Source organism: Mycobacterium sp. NGS41, from assembly GCF_059812725.1.
In genome coordinates this window covers 1-17182 of the sequence record NZ_JCALDF010000005.1, presented here as the reverse complement: position 1 = coordinate 17182, position 17182 = coordinate 1, and the positions used below count along the sequence as shown (strand labels likewise).

The following is a 17182-nucleotide window of genomic DNA, read 5'->3' as shown; positions in this document are numbered from 1 at the left end:
GCTGTGTCCTCCTTGTGGTCCATTGGACTCGTCGGTCGCGACCCGCTCCGACCTGACCAAGCAGCGAGGCAAACCCGTTTGACCCTAACAGCAGAATCTGGGGCCTTCGCCTGCGAACCCATCGCCGCATCACTACGTATTCGGGTGTACCCGATTGTCGTGCGCCGCATCACGGGCAAACTGTGACCGTGAGCGATGCGCAGCAGGTCGGCGGGGTCCGCAGTTTTCTGCCCGCCGTGGAGGGAATGCGCGCATGCGCGGCCATCGGCGTCGTCGTCACGCACGTCGCGTTTCAGACCGGCCACACCGGCGGGGTGTTCGGCCGGCTGTTCGGCCGGTTCGATCTGGCCGTCGCGGTGTTCTTCGCCTTGTCCGGATTCCTACTGTGGCGCGGCCATGCCGCGGCCGCACGCGAGCTGGGGGCACTGCCGCTGACCGGCCACTACTTGCGGTCGCGGGTGGTCCGCATCATGCCGGCCTATCTGGTGGCGGTCGTGGTGATCCTGAGCCTGCTGCCCGACGCGGACCACCCCAGCCTGACGGTGTGGCTGGCGAACCTGACGCTCACCCAGATCTATGTGCCGCTGACCCTCACCGGCGGCCTGACCCAGATGTGGAGCCTGTCCGTCGAGGTCACCTTCTACCTCGCGCTGCCCATTCTGGCGCTTCTTGCCCGCCGGGTTCCGGTTGCCGCCCGGGTGCCGACGATTGCGGCTCTGGGCGCGTTGAGCTGGGCGTGGGGCTGGGTGCCGCTGAACGGCGGTCCTGGAATCACCCCGTTGAACTGGCCCCCGGCGTTTTTCTCCTGGTTCGCCGCGGGCATGCTGCTGGCGGAGTGGATCTACTGCCCGCTGGGATTGCCACACCGGATCGCGCGCCGTCGGGTGCCGATGGCCGTCATCGCGGTGCTGGCGTATCTGGTGGCGGCCTCCCCGCTGGCAGGTCCGGAGGGGTTGGTTCCGAGCACGGCCGTCCAATTCGCGGTGAAGACGGCGATGGGGTCGCTGGTCGCTTTCGCGCTCGTGGCGCCCTTGGTGCTGGACCGGCCGGACACCTCGCACCGGCTGCTGGGCAGCACGACAATGGTGACCCTGGGACGGTGGTCCTACGGCCTTTTCATCTGGCACTTGGCCGCACTGGCGATGGTCTTCCCGGTGATCGGGACGTTCCCGTTCACCGGACGGATGCCCACGGTGCTGGTGCTGACGGTGATTTTCGGTTTCGCGATCGCCGCGGTGAGTTATGCCCTGGTCGAGTCGCCCTGTCGCGAAGCACTGCGTACCTGGGAACGTCGCAGGCACGCACCGAGTCCCGGACGGGTCGAACCGCAGGAGGAGGCAATCGCTCCGTGACGTGCCCGGCTTGGCCGATCTTGACGTCACCGGAGCAGTCGCTGGTCCTGCGCCGCCTGATCGAAAGCCTCGAGGCGATCAACGTTCACCTCGACAACCCGAGCGCATGGCGCGCGGCGGATGTCGCTGACCAATACATCCGGATCGAAGCCGACGACAGTCTGGTGTTTCCGGCGCCGCAGCGACGCGAATATGCGGTCGCCGTACACATTTTCGCCAGACCGATCAACGGCGATCTGCACGATCACCGCTGGCCGTTTGCGGTCTACCCGTTCGCCGCGGCACTGCCCGACGGGACGCCGCTCTATGAGATGCCGTGGGAGCACGGCCAGCAGTCCGGCGTGATGACAGTCGGCTCGCGGCACCCGTACGCCATCGAGGAATGTGCGGTGCGGCACGCGGTCCACGGATTGCGCCCGCACATGTCGCTGACGGTCACCGACATCACCGACCCGGCGACGCGGCCCAATCGGTTGTCCGCCGTGCCGCTTTCGGCGCATGTCACCGATGTTGTTCTCGCGCATGCCCGAAACGCGTTCAGGATGACTGTCAGTCGGTGATGTTCAACTCAGCGCGGCGGCTTCGGGGTATCCATGTCGGCGGAGTGTCGGCGATGGGTTGCGGCGGGTAGGGGGGCACGGGGCCGAGCGGGAAATCGGTCGCAGTCGGGCCGCGTCCAGGCGGAATAGGACCATAGTGCGGCTGGGGCGGAGGCGGCGGCGACGGGCGGCGCGACACGCGAAACAGCGCTATCCCGCTCATCACGAGGGCGGCGACTGACATCGTCGTGATTACCAACAGCCACAGGCCAAGCAGTGTCATCGCGCTACTGCCCGACGACGTCGATGACGATGGTGGTGATGTTGTCCGGCCCGCCGCCGTTGTTGGCTGCTTCGATCAGTGCCGCACAGGCATTCCCGGGAGTGGGCTGGGAGCCGAGGATCTGGGCCAGCGACGCATCGTCGACGACTCCGTGCAGCCCGTCGCTGCACAGCAGGACGCGGTCGCGAGGCTGCAAATCGACTGCGGCGACGTCGGGATGCGCCGGCGGATTCATGCCCACATGCCGGGTGATGACGCTGCGTGACGGATGCTGGCGCGCGTCCTGCGGCTCGACTTCGCCCGCGTCGACCAGCGCCTGGACCAGGCTGTGATCGCGAGTCAGGCGGTGCAGTTGTTGGTCGCGGTACAGGTAGGCGCGGCTGTCACCCAGATGACCGACCAACGCCCGCAGACCCGCGACGACGACGGCCACCACCGTGGTGCTGGCTCCGGCGAGCTCGGGATCGTTGGCCCCGCTGGTGCGCAGGTCCGTCGATATTTCGGCGATCGCGGCGCCGAACCGTTCGGGAGCGGTCGGGTCGTCGAGACCGACCGAGTCGAGGTGGCGTTGCAGGTATTGCGGCAGCAATTCCACCACCATTTGAGCGGCCCGGTCGCCATGGCTGCTGGAAGCGACGCCGTCGGCGACTATGAATAGGCCCTGCTCGGCATTGACACCCCAACGATCCTGATTGCTGGTTCGTTGTCGGCCTGTGTCGCTGAGGCCCTCGTAATCAACGGCGTGCATTGGCATTCGCCACCAGCCTCCCCGCTCATGGTCGTTTCCGATGGTCTGGCCCCGCGATCGGCTTGGCCAGTTCGAAAGAATTGCCGAGGAACTCAGAAATATAGTCTCAATCCAACACCGATGCTTGAGATTGCGCGACTCACCCGACGTGTTCAACGAACTTCTGATCGCAAGCGCGCAATGACCTCGTCCCGCACTGCCGATCGGCGTGCTTTGCCTGCGTCGTCGCGCAGCGGGGTGCTGACGAACTCGACGATATGGGGCACCTTGTAGGCCTCGATACGTTCGCACAGGAACTGCTGCACGGCCGCGGCGTCCAGCGCGGACCCGTCGGCGGTGTGCACCAGCGCGTACGGCACCTGGCCCAGATCACCGTCATTCGGGTCCGGGACACCGACGACGAGGCAGGACAGCACTTCCGGGTGGGCCGACAGCGCGCCCTCGATCTCGGCGGGGTAGACATTGCGGCCACCGACGGTGAACATGTCGACCCGGCGGTCCGACAGATACAAGAACCCGTCGGCGTCGAAGTAGCCCAGGTCGCCCAGCGAGTCCCAGCCGTCGCGGGATTTCGCCTTGACGCCGACGTACCTGTAGGTAGGTGCGCTGCCGGCGTTGGGCCGCATGTAGATCTCGCCGACCACGCCCGGCGGGCAGGGGTGGCCGTCGTCGTCGAGCACCCTCATCTCACCGGCGACCACCGTGCCGACCGAGCCTGGGTGGGTCAACCACTGGTCGCCGGAGATGAAGGTCAGCGCCTGTAATTCGGTGCCGCCGTACAGCTCCCACACCGCTTCGGGGCCGAGCAGGTCGATCCACGCCTGCTTGACGGCGGGCGGGCAGGGTGCTCCGAGGTGCCAGAACCGCCGGATCGAGGACAGGTCGTACGAGTCCCGATCAGCGTGGTAGACGGGCAGCACGCGCTGCATGATCGTCGGCACCGTCGTCAGGAACGTGACCCGATAATCGGTGATCAGCCGCAGGAATTCATGCGGGTCGAACCGGCTCATCAGCACCAGGTGGTGGCGCATCAGCAAGGCGATCACCGCTGTGGTGCAGCCGGTGTTGTGGCTCAACGGCACTGGGACCAGCGTGGTGTCGCCCTGCTGCGCGCCCAGCGGATACCCGATCAGCGGCGGGACCCGGCTGTCGCCGCCGGCCTCGATGAGCTTCGGCCGGCCAGTGCTGCCGCCCGACGCCAAGGACTTCCAGCACGGCGACACCGCTTCCGGTAACGGGGCATCGGACAAACTCGGGTCGGGAACGAAACCCGCTGGAACACTTGGGATTCCGGGGCTGGAACGGCCAACCAGCAGGGCGCGGGGCTTGAGTTGCAGCAGGCCTTCGAACTCCGCGTCCGGCAACCGCGGGGACAGCGGCTGTGGCACCGCTCCCAGCTTCCAGCACGCCACCGCGGCCTGTACCCAGTCGATGGAGTTGGGCAGCGCGATGGTCACGTAGTCGCCGAGCCCGACGCCACGCTCGGCGTAGGCGCGCGCCAGCCGATTGGTCGAAGAGTCCAGTTCGGCACGGGTGATGGTGCGCCCGTCGCTGCTGACCGCCGGTTCGTCGGGTGCGATTCGGGCCAGCTCCGAAATCTGCACGCCGATCGGCGGGATCGGGGCCGTCACTGATAGGCACCCTGCCGCTCGAAGATGCGGCGTGGGTTGTCGACGAGCATGGTCTGCAGCTGCTCGTCGGTGACCCCGCGTTCCTTCAGCGCCGGAATCACGTCGTTGTGGATGTGCAGGTAATGCCAATTGGGCGCCATCTGCGGCACCAGGTCTTCGGGCAGCGCGTCGAAGTAACAGTTGGCGTCGTGCGACAACACCATCTTGTCGGCGTGCCCGCGCTCGCACATCGTCGCGACGATGCCCACCCGCTCCTCGAACGGCAGGATCACGTCGATGCCGAACCGGTCCATCCCCAGATAGGAGCCGGCGGAGATGAGCTCCTCGAGGTAGCCGACGTCGGTACTGTCGCCCGAGTGCCCGATGACCACCCGGCTCAGGTCCACGCCCTCCTCTTCGAAGATGCGCTGCTGCTCGAGCCCGCGGCGCAGCCCGGCGTGGGTGTGTGTGGAGATCGGCACGCCGGTGCGTTTGTGCGCCTGGGCGACGGCGCGCAGCACCCGCTCGACGCCGGGCGTGATGCCGGGCTCGTCGGTGGCGCACTTGAGGATGCCGGCCTTGATGCCGGTGTCGGCAATGCCCTGCTCGATATCGCGGACGAACATCTCGGTCATGATCTCCGGGCCGTCCAGCATTCCGCCCGGACCCTCGTAATGGAACCGGAATGGCACGTCGTTGTAGGTGTAAAGACCAGTTGCGACAACGATATTCAACTCAGTGGCCGCCGCGACGCGGGCGATGCGTGGAATGTAGCGGCCCAGCCCTATGACCGTGAGGTCGACAATGGTGTCCACTCCGCGGGCCTTGAGTTCGTTGAGCCGGTTGATGGCGTCAGCCACCCGCTTTTCTTCGTCGCCCCAGGCTTCCGGATAGTTCAGCGCGATTTCGGTGGTCATGATGAACACGTGCTCGTGCATGAGCGTGACGCCGAGATCGGCCGTATCGATGAGTCCGCGAGCGGTATTCAGTTCTGAGGCAATTCCGCGTTCTGACACGTAACCGATGCTAGGTCGCGTTAGCCGGTTTTTATATGGGTTGTCCAATGAGTTGCAGTACCGTCTAGCCGTTGTTAGTCGAACCGGCGGGAGCCATCGTCATGCTGCTGAATCCGAACAACCTGGTACGTCGTTACCCCGACTCACGGTCGGGGGAAATCATGGCCGCGACCGTGGACTTTTTCGAGTCCCGCGGAAAAGCGCGGCTGAAGCACGACGACCACGAGCGTGTCTGGTACTCCGAGTTTCTCGACCATGTCGGACGACAGCGCCTGTTCGCCTCCCTGCTGACGCCGGCCGAGTACGGGGCCGACGATTGCCGTTGGGACACTTACCGGATCAGCGAGTTCGCCGAGATCCTCGGCTTTTACGGGCTGAACTACTGGTATCCGTTCCAGGTGACCGCCCTGGGCCTCGGTCCGATCTGGATGAGCGACAACGAGGACGCGAAGCGCAAGGCCGCCGCTCAGCTGGAGCAGGGCGAGGTGTTCGGCTTCGGTCTGTCCGAGCAGACCCACGGAGCCGACGTCTACAAGACCGACATGATCCTCACGCCGTCGGAGCATGGGTGGACCGCCAGCGGCGAGAAGTACTACATCGGCAACGCCAACGTCGCTAGAATGGTCTCCACCTTCGGCAAGATCGCCGGCGACACCCCCGATAAGGACGAGTACGTTTTCTTCGCCGCCGATTCTCAGCACGACCGCTACGACCTGATCAAGAACGTCGTCAACTCGCAGAACTACGTGGCGAACTACGCACTGCGCGACTACCCGGTGACCGAGGCCGACCTGCTGCACCGCGGCATGGGCGCGTTTCACGCCGCGCTCAACACCGTCAACGTCTGCAAGTACAACCTGGGATGGGGCGCCATCGGCATGTGCACCCACGCCATGTACGAGGCGGTCACCCACGCGGCCAACCGCCACTTGTACGGCACCCTCGTCACCGACTTCAGCCACGTGCGGCGGTTGCTGACCGACGCCTACGTCCGACTGGTGGCCATGCGGCTGGTGGCCAGCCGCGCGTCGGACTACATGCGCAGCGCATCGGCCGACGACCGGCGCTACCTGCTGTACAGCCCGCTCACCAAGGCCAAGATCACCAGCGAGGGCGAGCGGGTCATCATCGCGCTGTGGGACGTCATCGCCGCCAAGGGTGTGGAGAAGGACACCTTCTTCGAGACGGTAGCCCGCGAGATCGGACTGCTGCCGAGGCTGGAAGGAACCGTCCACATCAACATCGGGCTGCTCGCCAAGTTCATGCCCAACTATCTGTTCGCGCCCGACGTCGCGCTGCCGCTGATCCCGCGCCGTGACGACGCGGCCGACGACTCGTTCCTGTTCGCGCAGGGGCCGACGGGCGGGCTGGGCAAGGTGCGCTTCCACAATTGGCGCGCGCCGTTCGACAGCTACGCGCACCTGCCAAATGTCGCGCTGCTGCGCGACCAGATCGACGTGCTCGCCGAGATGCTGGCCGCCGCGACCCCGGATGCGAAGCAGCGCCAGGACCCGAAAGACACAGACTTCGCGTTCGGCGTAGGGCAGATCTTTGCCCTGGTGCCCTACGCGCAACTCATCCTCGAGGAGGCTGCGCTTTCCCGCGTGGGCGAGCCGCTGATCGACGAGATCTTCGCTTTATTGGTCAGGGACTTCAACACCTATGCCGTCGAACTGCACGACAAGTCGGCGACGACGGACGAACAGGCGCGATTTGCCATGCGAATGGTCCGGCGTCCGGTCAATGACCCGGGTCGCTACGAGCAGGTGTGGAAGGAAGACGTGTTGCCGCTCAACGGCGCCTACGCCATGCGGCCGTGAGCGAGATAGCGGGCTTGGGTGTGAACTCACGGCGTCGACTGTGAATCGTAGGCTTTGCGAGTGCAGCTAGGGCGGAAATCCGCGCCGGATCCCACCCCACGCTCGCACTGAACGCCCTGAGTACACACTCAAGGCCGTCAGTTCACGCTGAAGCCGCCGAACCCCCGAGTACACACCGAATCGCAGCCACCCCGTCGTCATGCCGGCCTAATCCTCGGCATCCGCGCTTCTTGACTGTGAGCTAGCTCACCGTAGAATGACCAGTGGTCATCCAAGCTAGGAGGCGCAATGCCGACGGTGACTTGGGCGCGAGTCGATCCGGCCCGCCGCGCGGCCATTGTGAAAGCCGCGGAAGACGAATTCGGCGCGCACGGGTTCTCCCAGGGCAGCCTGAACGTCATCGCGCGCCGCGCGGGCGTAGCCAAGGGCAGTCTGTTCCAGTACTTCGCGGACAAGCGCGACCTTTACGCGTTCATCGCCGACATCGGCAGCCAGCGGGTGCGGTCCTACATCGAGACTCGCATCCGCGAACTTGACCCGAGCAGGCCGTTTTTCGAATTTCTCACCGACCTGCTCGACGACTGGGTGGCTTACTTCGCCGACCATCCACGCGAACGTGCGCTTCATGCTGCAGCGAGCCTCGAGGTCGACACCGACGCCCGCATCAGCGTGCGGTCCGTCATTCACCGGCACTATCTGGAAGTGTTGCGGCCCCTGGTGCGCGACGCGCAGGCGCGGGATGACCTGCGCGCGGACTCCGATATTGACGCGTTGCTGTCGTTGCTGCTGTTGATCTTTCCGCATCTGGCGCTGGCGCCCTATATGCGTGGTCTGGACCCCATTCTCGGGCTGGACGAGCCCTCGCCGGAACAGCCCGCATTGGCGGTGCGCAGGCTGGTCGCGGTGTTGGCTGCCGCGTATTCGCCTGTCCCGCAACATATTCAGACCTGAAACGATCTAAGGAGGTCAACATGACACGCACGAGTTCAGGCTCAATGGTCAGAGGCGGACTCAACTGGGATAGCTTGCCGCTCAAGCTGTTTGCCGGCGGCAATGCCAAGTTCTGGAATCCGGCCGACATCGACTTCTCCCGCGACCGCGCGGACTGGGACCGGCTCACCGACGATGAACGCCACTACGCCACCCGGCTGTGCGCCGAGTTCATCGCCGGAGAGGAAGCGGTGACCGAGGACATCCAGCCCTTCATGGCCGCAATGCGCGCCGAGGGACGGCTCGGCGACGAGATGTATCTGACGCAGTTCGCGTTCGAGGAAGCCAAGCACGTGCAGGTGTTCCGGATGTGGCTCGACGCCGTCGGCGTCACCGACGATCTGCACCAATACCTCGACGACATCCCCACCTACCGCACGATTTTCTACGAGGAGTTGCCGAACTGCCTCAACGCCTTGACCACTGATCCGTCACCGGCCGCCCAGATCCGGGCGTCCGTCACCTACAACCACATGGTGGAAGGCATGCTGGCGCTGACCGGCTACTTCGGCTGGCACAAGATCTGCGTAGAACGCGGCATCCTTCCCGGCATGCAGGAACTGGTCAGGCGCATCGGTGACGACGAACGGCGTCACATGGCCTGGGGCACCTTCACCTGCCGGCGTCACGTCGCCGCCGACGACGCCAATTGGGAGGTCTTCGAAACGCGTATGAACGAGCTCATGCCGCTCGGGCTGCGCCTCATCGAAGAAGGCTTCGCCCTCTACGACCCGATGCCCTTCGACCTTTCGACCGAGGAGTTCATGCAGTACGCCGCCGACAAGGGGATGCGGCGCTTCGGCACCATCGCCAGCGCCCGCGGCCGCCCGGTCGGCGAGATCGACCTGGACTACTCGCCGGTGCAGCTGGAGGACACGTTCGCCGACGAGGACGCCCGGGTCCTGGCGGCCGTTTAGGACCGGCGAGCAGACGCAGAGTCGCACGTTCGCGCGCGAATTTGTGCGATTCTGCGTCTGCTCGCCAGGGAACCGTCACCCCACCCAGACGGTCTTGGCGTTGCAGAATTCGCGGATGCCCAGACCCGCCAGCTCGCGGCCGTAGCCCGAACGCTTGACACCGCCGAACGGCAACTCCGGGTGGGACACCGTCATCCCGTTGATGAAGACCTGGCCGGCCTCGATACCGTCGGCGAAAGCCTGCTGCTCCGCCTCGTCATTGGTCCAGGCATTAGACCCGAGCCCAAACGTGGTGGCGTTGGCGATCTCGATGGCTTCGTCGACGCCGGCGGCTCGATATACCGAAGCGACCGGACCGAACACCTCCTCGGTGTACAGCGCCATGTCCTTGGTGATGTCGGTGATCACCGTCGGGGGGTAAAACCACCCTGGCCGGTCGAGACCTGAACCGCCGCAACGGATCACCGCGCCGGCGGCGGCGGCGTCCTCGACTTGCTTGGCGATCTCGTCGCGACCCGATTCGGTGGCCAACGGGCCGACGTCGGTGTCCGGGTCGGTCGGATCGCCCACCCGCAGCGCCTCCATCCGCTCGACGAACTTGTCGACGAACGCGTCGTAGACGTCGTCGTGGACGATAAACCGCTTGGCGGCGATACAGGATTGGCCGTTGTTCTGCACCCGCGCGGTGACCGCGGTCTTGACCGCCTCGTCGAGGTCCGCCGACGGCATCACGATGAACGGGTCGCTGCCGCCGAGCTCGAGCACCGTGGGTTTGATCTCGTCGCCGGCGATGGCGCCGACGGATTGACCGGCCGGCTCGCTGCCGGTGAGCGTTGCCGCCGCGACCCGCGGATCGCGCAGAATGGTCTCCACGGCGCTGGAGGGAACGAGCAGCGTCTGGAAGCAGCCGTCGGGAAAGCCGCCACGAGAAATGACGTCGGCCAGGTACAGCGCGCACTGCGGCACATTCGACGCGTGCTTAAGGATGCCGACATTGCCGGCCATCAGCGCGGGCGCGGCGAACCGGACGGCCTGCCACAGCGGGAAGTTCCACGGCATCACGGCCAGTACCACCCCGAGGGGCTGGTAGCGGGTGTAGGCCTTCTTGGCGCCGACCTTCGCCGCATCGGCCGGCTCGTCGGCGAGCAGTTGCTCGGCGTTCTCGGCGTAGTAGCGAAAACCCTTGGCGCACTTTATGGCTTCGGCCTTGGCCGACGCCAGCGTCTTTCCCATCTCCAGGGTCATCATGGCGGCGGTCTGGTCCGCCTCGGCCTCCAGCAGGTCGGCGGTGGCGTTCGCCCACTCGGCACGCTGCGCGAAGTTGGTGTTGCGCCGGTAGTCGAGGAACCGCTCATGGGCGCGGGCAATTGCCGCTTCGACTTCCTGGTCGGTCGCGGGGGTGAAGGTCTTTACTGTCTCGCCGGTGGCCGGGTTGATGGTGGCGATGGGCACTGTGACATCCTCTGCTGCTTGTCTAGCGGAAGGTTTCCCAGCCCAGCCTGCCACTATCGTGGCCAGTGTGACTACAGCCGCGCAATTGATGGTCAAGTGCCTGGAAAACGAGGGTGTGTCCGTCGTCTTCGGACTGCCCGGCGAGGAGAACATCCGCTTCGTGCAGGCGCTGGCATCCTCGGACATCCGCTATGTGCTCACCCGGCACGAGCAGGCGGCGGCGTTCATGGCGGAGATGTACGGGCGCGTCACTGGTCGCGCGGCGGTGGTGTCGGCCACCCTGGGACCTGGTGCGATCAACATGCAGCTCGGCGTGGCCGACGCCACCACCAACAGCACGCCGATGGTCGCGGTCTCGGCGCAGGTCGGCCAGGATCGCCAGTTCAAAGAGTCGCATCAGTACGTCGACCTGGTGTCGATGTTCGCCCCGATCACCCGCTGGGCGGCCGGCATCCCGACGGTGCACGCCATACCGGAGATGTTCCGCAAGGCGTTCAAGGTCGCCGAGGCCGAGCGACCGGCCGCCGTGTACCTGGCGGTGCCCGAACACATCGATGCAGATGATGCCGACTACGACCTGACAGCCTTGCCGCGCAATGTGGTCCGCGCCGACGCGCCGGCGTTCCGCCAGGTGGCGCGGGCCGTCGACATTCTGCGCGAGGCGAAGTGCCCGGTGGTGCTGGCGGGGCATGGCGCTGCCCGCGGCGGCGCGACCGAGGCCCTGGTCCGCTTCTCCGAGGAGTTAGGGATCCAGGTCGCCAACACCTTCCACGGCAAGGGTGTCATGCCCGACGACCATCCCAACAGCATCGGGACCCTGGGGTTCATGCGACACGACTATGTCAACTTCGGATTCGACAACGCCGACGTGATCATCGCGGTCGGTTACGAGCTACAGGAGTTCGACCCGGTGCGGATTAACCCGAACTCCGACAAGAAGATCATCCATATCCATCGCTTCCCGGCCGAGGTCGACATGCACTATTCGGTCGATGTCGGGATCATCGGCGACATCAGCGCTTCGCTCGACGCGCTCACCGAAGCACTCGCCGGCAACCGCTTCGGCGGTGAGGACGATATCCCGGGGTCCGGGCTGCTTGCGGAGGAATTCGCTCGGGGACAACAGGATTCGCGCTTCCCGCTGGCTCCCGCGCGGGTGGTCGCCGACACCCGCGCCGCCCTTGGGCGCAGCGACGTCGTGTTGGTGGACACCGGCGCCACCAAGATGTGGATGGCCCGGCTGTATCCTACCTACGAACGGAATACCTGTCTGGTTTCAAACGGATTGTCCACCATGGGTTTTGCCCTGCCGGGGGCGCTCGGCGTCAAGCTGGCCAGGCCCGAGGCCAAGGTGCTGGCCGTGGTGGGTGACGGCGCATTCCTGATGAACTCGCAGGAGATCGAGACCGCGGTGCGCGAGCGGATACCGCTGGTGGTGCTGATCTGGGACGACGGCGGCTACGGTCTTATCGAGTGGAAGATGGATCTCGAACTCGGCGAACACCACTACGTGAAGTTCGGCAATCCCGACGTGGTGGGCTACGCGGAAAGCTTCGGCGCCAAGGGCTATCGCATCAGTAGCGCCGAGGAGTTGTTGCCGACGCTGAAGGCCGCCCTAGACGACGACGGCGTGTCGGTGATCTCCTGTCCGGTCGACTACTCCGAGAATCTGCGGTTGACCGAGCGGCTCGGCGAACTGGACGAGACGTTGTAATCATGCAGTTTCGTCAGCTCGAGTACTTCGTAGCGCTGGCTCGAGAGCGTCACTTCGCCCGTGCCGCAAGCGCGTGTTACGTCTCGCAGCCGGCGCTGTCGGAGGCTATCCGCAAGCTCGAACACGAGCTGAAGGTACCGCTGGTCCGGCGTGGGAAGAAATTTGAAGGTCTGACGCCCGAAGGTGAACGGCTCGTGTTGTGGGCGCGACGCATCTTGGCCGACCACGATGCGCTCAAACACGAAGTCACGGCATTGCAGACCGGTCTCACCGGCGAGCTGCGTCTTGGGGTGATCCCGGCTGCCTCGACCATCGTTGCGCTGCTTACCGATCCGTTCTGTGCCGCCCACCCGCTGGTGCGGGTACGGCTGGAAGCGAGTTTGCGATCGAGTGAAATCATGGACAGGGTACGTCAATTCGAATTGGATGCCGGGGTCATCTACCCCGATGGACGAGACACCGCCGACCTGGTGGTCACTCCGCTCTATCGGGAACAGCAGGTTCTTATCGCCGGCAGTGAGTTGCTCATCGGCCAATCTGAGACGATCGAGTGGTCCGACGCGCTGGAACTGCCGATGTGCTTGCTGAATCAGGGCATGCGTGGTCGTAAACTCATTGACGATGCGCTGGCCGCACAGCAGCTCACGGTGACACCGCAGCTCGAAACTGATTCCGTGGCGGCGCTACTCGCACATGTCGGTACCGGGCATTGGGCAAGCATCATCCCGCAAACCTGGATTTATGCACTGCGCCCTCCAGCCGGCGCGCGCATACTGCGGCTGGAAAACCCGTCGGTTACCGCGCTGATCGCGCTCGTCACCACTGCGGTCGAGCCCGGCTCGGTGCTGACCCGCGCCTTCCTACAGACCGCGCAGAACGTCGGCATCGAAGACGTGCTGCATAAACCGATCGCGCCTGCGACCAGCTGACGACCAACGGCCAATGTGTGATCGGCAGCGCCTATCACACGGTCGGAATTCCGTCTTGGACACCCTCGGCAACGTCACGCGAAACTGAAAGTGCTTCGAAGCGACGAATCCACCGGCCGCGAGGCCAATTCACCGAGGAGAGATCATGACCAAGAGTCGGTGCACCCTGTACCGCGACTCGGTGGTCGCCGCTGACATCCGAGACGGCACCACCTTGACCAAAAGTCGAACGCCGTGATGCAGCGTTTCGGACCTTCGATCAACGGCGGGCACGGCATAAACCCAAGCGACGGAGAGGCTTTCAATAGCCTGCGTTCTATATCCGTCGCATCGCCCAAACCGCAACGCTCCCAACGAATCCAGTCCGACACAGACTCGACTTGGGACGTCCTCGTCGGCGCGTTGCTCGACGACCATGCCGACGTTGCCAGCCGTGTCCGCGAGGCGATCTCGGCCCGGCTTCCGGCCTATCACGCACTTCCCCGTAAGACCCTCGACGCTGAGGTGAGGCTGGAGGTTGAGCGGGTCTTGCGGTCCGCCCGTGGCGGCCGTGCCGGGCTGGACGAGCGCGAACTTGATGAGCTTGCCGCGATCGGCGAGGCGCGGGCGCGCGACGGCATATCTGTCGACGACATGCTGCGCGCGTGGCGTATCGGTGTCGAGGTTGTCGTGGGTTGCGCGCGTGAGGCGGCACAACATGTAGACGTCGACGACGCTTCAGTGCTGGAGTTCGTTCAGTCGGTATTGGCGTGGTCGGATGTCGCCATGGTCACCACTGCCCGGGCCCACCGGCGCGCTGAATTGGCGCTGGCGCTGGCGGCGGACGAGAGTCGCGCGGCATTTGTCCGGGGCGCATTGTTAGGAGCGCTACCGGCCGCCGAGTTGCGGATGCACGCCGAGGTGCACGGGCTAGACCCCGAGGCGGAGTATGTCGCTGTCCGCGCCCGACTGGGTGACGACGGGCCGCAATTCCGGATCGAACAGGCATTGGGTTTTCAGGACCCGACGCGAAGCCGGCGTGGTCTGTGTGCCCTGGTCGACGGCGACCTCGCTGGTTTCTTGATCGAGGCGCCGCGTCACGTCGACAGCATCGTGGGTTTTGGGCCGCCGCGGCCACTGGTGCATCTCAACGAGTCGTACCGGATGGCTACGCGCGCACTGGCGACGGCGGAAGCTTGCGGCTTGCGGGGGGCCTTCGACCTCGCCACGCTGGGCCTGCGCACAGCCGTGGTGATGGATACCGATCTTGGTGAATTGCTACGCAAGCGCTACTTGCAACCCCTGTCCGTAAGCGGTTCGGGGCGCGATCTGATTGCGACACTTCGGACGTACCTGGCGTGTGGGATGCATGTAGAGCGCACGGCGGCAAGGTTATTCGTCCATCAGAACACGGTGCGGTATCGGCTCGCGCGCTTCGAAGAACTGACCGGGGCCAGCCTGCGCGATACCGAGGTACTCACCGAAGTGTGGTGGGTTCTCGAACTTTCGGCGATGCGTCTGTAGTGGTCGCCAGAAGGTTCACGGGCCTTCTCGCACGACGAGGCGAAGGCCTGCATCGAGGGCGGCGAGATCCAGGAATTCTCGGTGTCGGGTCTGCCAGTCGCCGGTGTCGAGATCTCGGCGCAGGTGCTTCAGCCCAGGTTCAAGGTCCCTCGCGGGAAGTCGTGCCAGTCCAGAGATGCAACCGCGCACGTCGGGGTCAAGATAGGCGGCCGGCCGACGCCAATAGGCCGGTCCGAAGCCGTCGGTGCAATCGTGGGGTACGGGAATGGTCTCGACTCGGTCAGCGCCAATGATCTCTGCTACCTGTGCGATAGGCATTTCAGAGGCAGCCGAGGTGCTGGCGGCGGCTGGGAAGTACTCCTGCCAAAGCCAGAACGTCCGGTGGATAGCCGGCTCGTAGGCGAAGAGGACGACTCGCCGAGCAACGCGGACCAGTTCGCGTAACCCTCGGACGGGGTCCGACCAGTGGTGGATCGTCAAGATCCCCATGGCCGCATCGAAGCTCTGGTCGGCCAGTGGTAGGCGCTCAGCGGCTGCCCGGATGCACGGCGCTGTGCGGGGGGACCGTTGCTTGACCATCTCCGCTGAAGGCTCCACTGCGACGACGACACGATCGGTGGGCTCATACGAACCGGTCCCGGCGCCGACGTTCACCACGGTCCGAGAATCGCCGAGAGCAGCCATGAGCTGTGCCCCGATTCGGGGATCGGGCTTGCGAAAACGTGCATAACCTCGGCCAATGCGGTCATACGAGTCATCAGAAGCCGAATCATCGAAATCACCGACAACAGCAACGTTCAACCGATCTGTCATCCGTCTTTCTCCCGCGTCGAAGCCCTGTAAGTTTCGCACTTCTCTGTCGGTGCAGACGACGTGACTACCGTGGATGTCATGCGCCGCCTGGACTACGTCATCCAATACGTCGAATCGCTCGAGCGGTCGGTGACGTTCTACCGCGACGTGATCGGGCTCAAGGTGCGCATCGAGGGCGACGGCTACGTCGAGTTCGAGATGCTCAACACTAAGTTCTCGCTTTTCGAACGCTCGAAACTGGTGGAACTCATCGGTCGCGAAGGCGGCAATGCGCCGTGCGGCGAGATCGGTTTTCTGATCGACAACGTAGATGAGGAAGCGGAGCGGTTGAAAGGGCTCGGTGTCGAGCTCCTCAGCGGACCGGTGGATCGACCATGGCGGGAAAGGACGCTCCACATTGCCGATCCGGACGGCAACATTATCGAATTCGCGCAGAAGCTACTGTGATTCGCGGACGCGGGATCTGCAAAATACCGCGCGATCAAGGAAACACGTCTTACGCAGACATGCCACGGTGTGGGGCGCCGGACGAAGCCCGCTAACAGTTCGTGATTAGTTCTGCAAAGAGATATCGCCCGTGATATCGATTTGAAGACGGCAACATGGCCCACGTTCTGATACCTGAGTGGCAGGTGTGACCAGATCGCCCGCGTGATCGCGCGCCGGCGCGTGCCCCCTGAAACCGTCAGCCCGTCACGGACATAATCGCCACACCGGGTTAACCGATCAGAGAACTGCTACTCAGCTCAAAAAGTTGTCGCAAACTTCGGTTTAGCGTCCACAATGGGAATATGACCACCGATCGGAAATTCATGGAGCACTGGCTTCAAGACTGTGTGGTAGAGCGGATTTCGTTCCGCGATGGCCTCATATTGGACTTCGATGACCATAACGAGCTGATCATCTCGGTACCGCTGCGCCTAATCCTTCCCGCGACAGACGCCTTGCCCGCCGAGGTTGTCACCATCGATCCCGAGGACGCATCGGCGTGGGAGCGACCACTCTTCGATTTTGCTGGCTCGATCTGCACCGACGTCGTCTGGGATGATCATGGATACCTGCATCTGAACTTCTCTTCGGGCCACGAGATCGACGTGTCCCCGGATGAACGACTCACCGCATGGGAATTATTTGGCGAGTACCACGGCTATGCGGCCTGCCTACCGCACGGCGAGGTGCAAAACGTGCGGCTCGATAGGGCAACAGTCGAAGTGATGAGGAGGCGACTTGGGCGCCGCCAACAACCCGTTCGCGTCCTCGCAACGGCTAGCAGCTCGGACGAAACGGACAAGCATGACCAGGGCTTGCCGGACACGCAGGAGCCGAGTAAAGAGCGACGTTAGACGGATTCCGCTCACGGGCGCGGGTTTCCCGCTGATGGGTACAAAAGTGTCCATCGGCGCGCTCTTGTAGTGACCACCAAAGCAGCGCGAGAAATCGACGGCATGCCTTGGAATCGACTCCGTAGATATCCGAGAGCACTGAGCAGACAGTGG

14 protein-coding genes and 2 pseudogenes are annotated in these 17182 nt (G+C 64.5%); 10 read left to right on the top strand and 6 right to left on the bottom strand.

Annotated elements, in window-relative coordinates:
- Positions 1–182: 182 nt before the first annotated feature.
- Both AC5Y21_RS06785 and AC5Y21_RS06780 read left to right on the top strand, forming a co-directional pair.
- Complete coding sequence (locus AC5Y21_RS06785) at positions 183–1352, top strand: acyltransferase family protein (protein WP_499910656.1); 1170 nt, start codon at positions 183–185, stop codon at positions 1350–1352.
- Positions 1349–1912 carry a hypothetical protein gene (locus tag AC5Y21_RS06780; RefSeq protein WP_499910655.1) on the top strand — a complete coding sequence of 188 codons (564 nt, stop codon included), beginning with the start codon at positions 1349–1351 and terminating at the stop codon, positions 1910–1912. Before AC5Y21_RS06785 ends, AC5Y21_RS06780 begins: the two co-directional genes overlap by 4 nt.
- On the opposite strand, the gene AC5Y21_RS06775 is transcribed toward AC5Y21_RS06780, so the two are convergent.
- The 4 genes from AC5Y21_RS06775 to AC5Y21_RS06760 all read right to left on the bottom strand — a co-directional run bounded on the left by AC5Y21_RS06775 (position 1902) and on the right by AC5Y21_RS06760 (position 5533).
- Entirely contained in the window at positions 1902–2174 is a 273-nt protein-coding gene (locus AC5Y21_RS06775; RefSeq protein WP_499910653.1) for a hypothetical protein, read from the bottom strand. The two genes, AC5Y21_RS06780 and AC5Y21_RS06775, sit on opposite strands and share 11 nt — an antisense overlap.
- Positions 2175–2178: 4 nt before the next feature.
- Positions 2179–2928, bottom strand: a complete 750-nt coding sequence (locus AC5Y21_RS06770) for a PP2C family protein-serine/threonine phosphatase (protein ID WP_499910652.1) — start codon at positions 2926–2928, stop codon at positions 2179–2181.
- Between the two features lie 146 nt (positions 2929–3074).
- A complete protein-coding gene (locus AC5Y21_RS06765; RefSeq protein WP_499910651.1) occupies positions 3075–4553 on the bottom strand; it encodes an AMP-binding protein in 1479 nt (492 codons plus the stop codon).
- Positions 4550–5533, bottom strand: a complete 984-nt coding sequence (locus AC5Y21_RS06760) for a phosphotriesterase family protein (RefSeq protein ID WP_499910924.1) — start codon at positions 5531–5533, stop codon at positions 4550–4552. Before AC5Y21_RS06760 ends, AC5Y21_RS06765 begins: the two co-directional genes overlap by 4 nt.
- 116 nt (positions 5534–5649) lie before the next feature.
- Between AC5Y21_RS06760 and AC5Y21_RS06755 the strand changes: the two genes are divergently transcribed.
- From AC5Y21_RS06755 to AC5Y21_RS06745, 3 genes and pseudogenes are all read left to right on the top strand, one after another.
- Entirely contained in the window at positions 5650–7368 is a 1719-nt protein-coding gene (locus AC5Y21_RS06755; protein ID WP_499910922.1) for an acyl-CoA dehydrogenase family protein, read from the top strand.
- A gap of 288 nt (positions 7369–7656) precedes the next feature.
- Positions 7657–8339: pseudogene (locus AC5Y21_RS06750) on the top strand (TetR/AcrR family transcriptional regulator); the annotation flags it as partial.
- On the top strand, positions 8340–9275 hold the full coding sequence (locus AC5Y21_RS06745) for a R2-like ligand-binding oxidase (RefSeq protein WP_499910921.1): 936 nt from the start codon (positions 8340–8342) through the stop codon (positions 9273–9275).
- Positions 9276–9350: 75 nt separating this feature from the next.
- Here the strand turns inward: AC5Y21_RS06745 and AC5Y21_RS06740 are convergent, their stop codons facing one another.
- Positions 9351–10727: an NADP-dependent succinic semialdehyde dehydrogenase gene (locus AC5Y21_RS06740; protein WP_499910650.1), complete on the bottom strand. Its 1377-nt coding sequence runs from the start codon at positions 10725–10727 to the stop codon at positions 9351–9353.
- A 67-nt stretch (positions 10728–10794) separates the two neighbouring features.
- Here AC5Y21_RS06740 and AC5Y21_RS06735 point away from each other — a divergent pair, with 67 nt between their 5' ends.
- The 3 genes from AC5Y21_RS06735 (at position 10795) to AC5Y21_RS06725 (ending at position 14873) form a co-directional block, all read left to right on the top strand.
- Positions 10795–12441, top strand: coding sequence for an acetolactate synthase large subunit (locus AC5Y21_RS06735; protein WP_499910648.1), 1647 nt, complete (start codon positions 10795–10797; stop codon positions 12439–12441).
- Between the two features lie 2 nt (positions 12442–12443).
- Positions 12444–13370 (top strand): LysR family transcriptional regulator, encoded by a 927-nt coding sequence (locus AC5Y21_RS06730; protein WP_499910646.1) that lies wholly within the window; start codon positions 12444–12446, stop codon positions 13368–13370.
- 237 nt (positions 13371–13607) lie between these two features.
- Positions 13608–14873 carry a PucR family transcriptional regulator gene (locus tag AC5Y21_RS06725; protein ID WP_499910920.1) on the top strand — a complete coding sequence of 422 codons (1266 nt, stop codon included), beginning with the start codon at positions 13608–13610 and terminating at the stop codon, positions 14871–14873.
- A gap of 15 nt (positions 14874–14888) precedes the next feature.
- Here the strand turns inward: AC5Y21_RS06725 and AC5Y21_RS06720 are convergent, their stop codons facing one another.
- Positions 14889–15686: a class I SAM-dependent methyltransferase gene (locus tag AC5Y21_RS06720; RefSeq protein ID WP_499910644.1), complete on the bottom strand. Its 798-nt coding sequence runs from the start codon at positions 15684–15686 to the stop codon at positions 14889–14891.
- Positions 15687–15764: 78 nt separating this feature from the next.
- Between AC5Y21_RS06720 and AC5Y21_RS06715 the strand changes: the two genes are divergently transcribed.
- Entirely contained in the window at positions 15765–16133 is a 369-nt protein-coding gene (locus AC5Y21_RS06715) for a VOC family protein (RefSeq protein ID WP_499910642.1), read from the top strand.
- 344 nt (positions 16134–16477) lie between these two features.
- Positions 16478–16888: pseudogene (locus AC5Y21_RS06710) on the top strand (DUF6188 family protein); the annotation flags it as partial.
- Positions 16889–17182: the final 294 nt, after the last annotated feature.

What these genes read in the sequence shown, in the direction of transcription:
- AC5Y21_RS06770 (WP_499910652.1), bottom strand. Translation starts at nt 2,928, where the DNA reads ATGCCAATGCACGCCGTTGATTACGAGGGCCTCAGCGACACAGGCCGA.
- AC5Y21_RS06725 (WP_499910920.1), top strand. Translation starts at nt 13,608, where the DNA reads ATGCAGCGTTTCGGACCTTCGATCAACGGCGGGCACGGCATAAACCCA.
- AC5Y21_RS06715 (WP_499910642.1), top strand. Translation starts at nt 15,765, where the DNA reads ATGCGCCGCCTGGACTACGTCATCCAATACGTCGAATCGCTCGAGCGG.
- AC5Y21_RS06745 (WP_499910921.1), top strand. Translation starts at nt 8,340, where the DNA reads ATGACACGCACGAGTTCAGGCTCAATGGTCAGAGGCGGACTCAACTGG.
- AC5Y21_RS06720 (WP_499910644.1), bottom strand. Translation starts at nt 15,686, where the DNA reads ATGACAGATCGGTTGAACGTTGCTGTTGTCGGTGATTTCGATGATTCG.
- AC5Y21_RS06730 (WP_499910646.1), top strand. Translation starts at nt 12,444, where the DNA reads ATGCAGTTTCGTCAGCTCGAGTACTTCGTAGCGCTGGCTCGAGAGCGT.
- AC5Y21_RS06775 (WP_499910653.1), bottom strand. Translation starts at nt 2,174, where the DNA reads ATGACACTGCTTGGCCTGTGGCTGTTGGTAATCACGACGATGTCAGTC.
- AC5Y21_RS06755 (WP_499910922.1), top strand. Translation starts at nt 5,650, where the DNA reads ATGCTGCTGAATCCGAACAACCTGGTACGTCGTTACCCCGACTCACGG.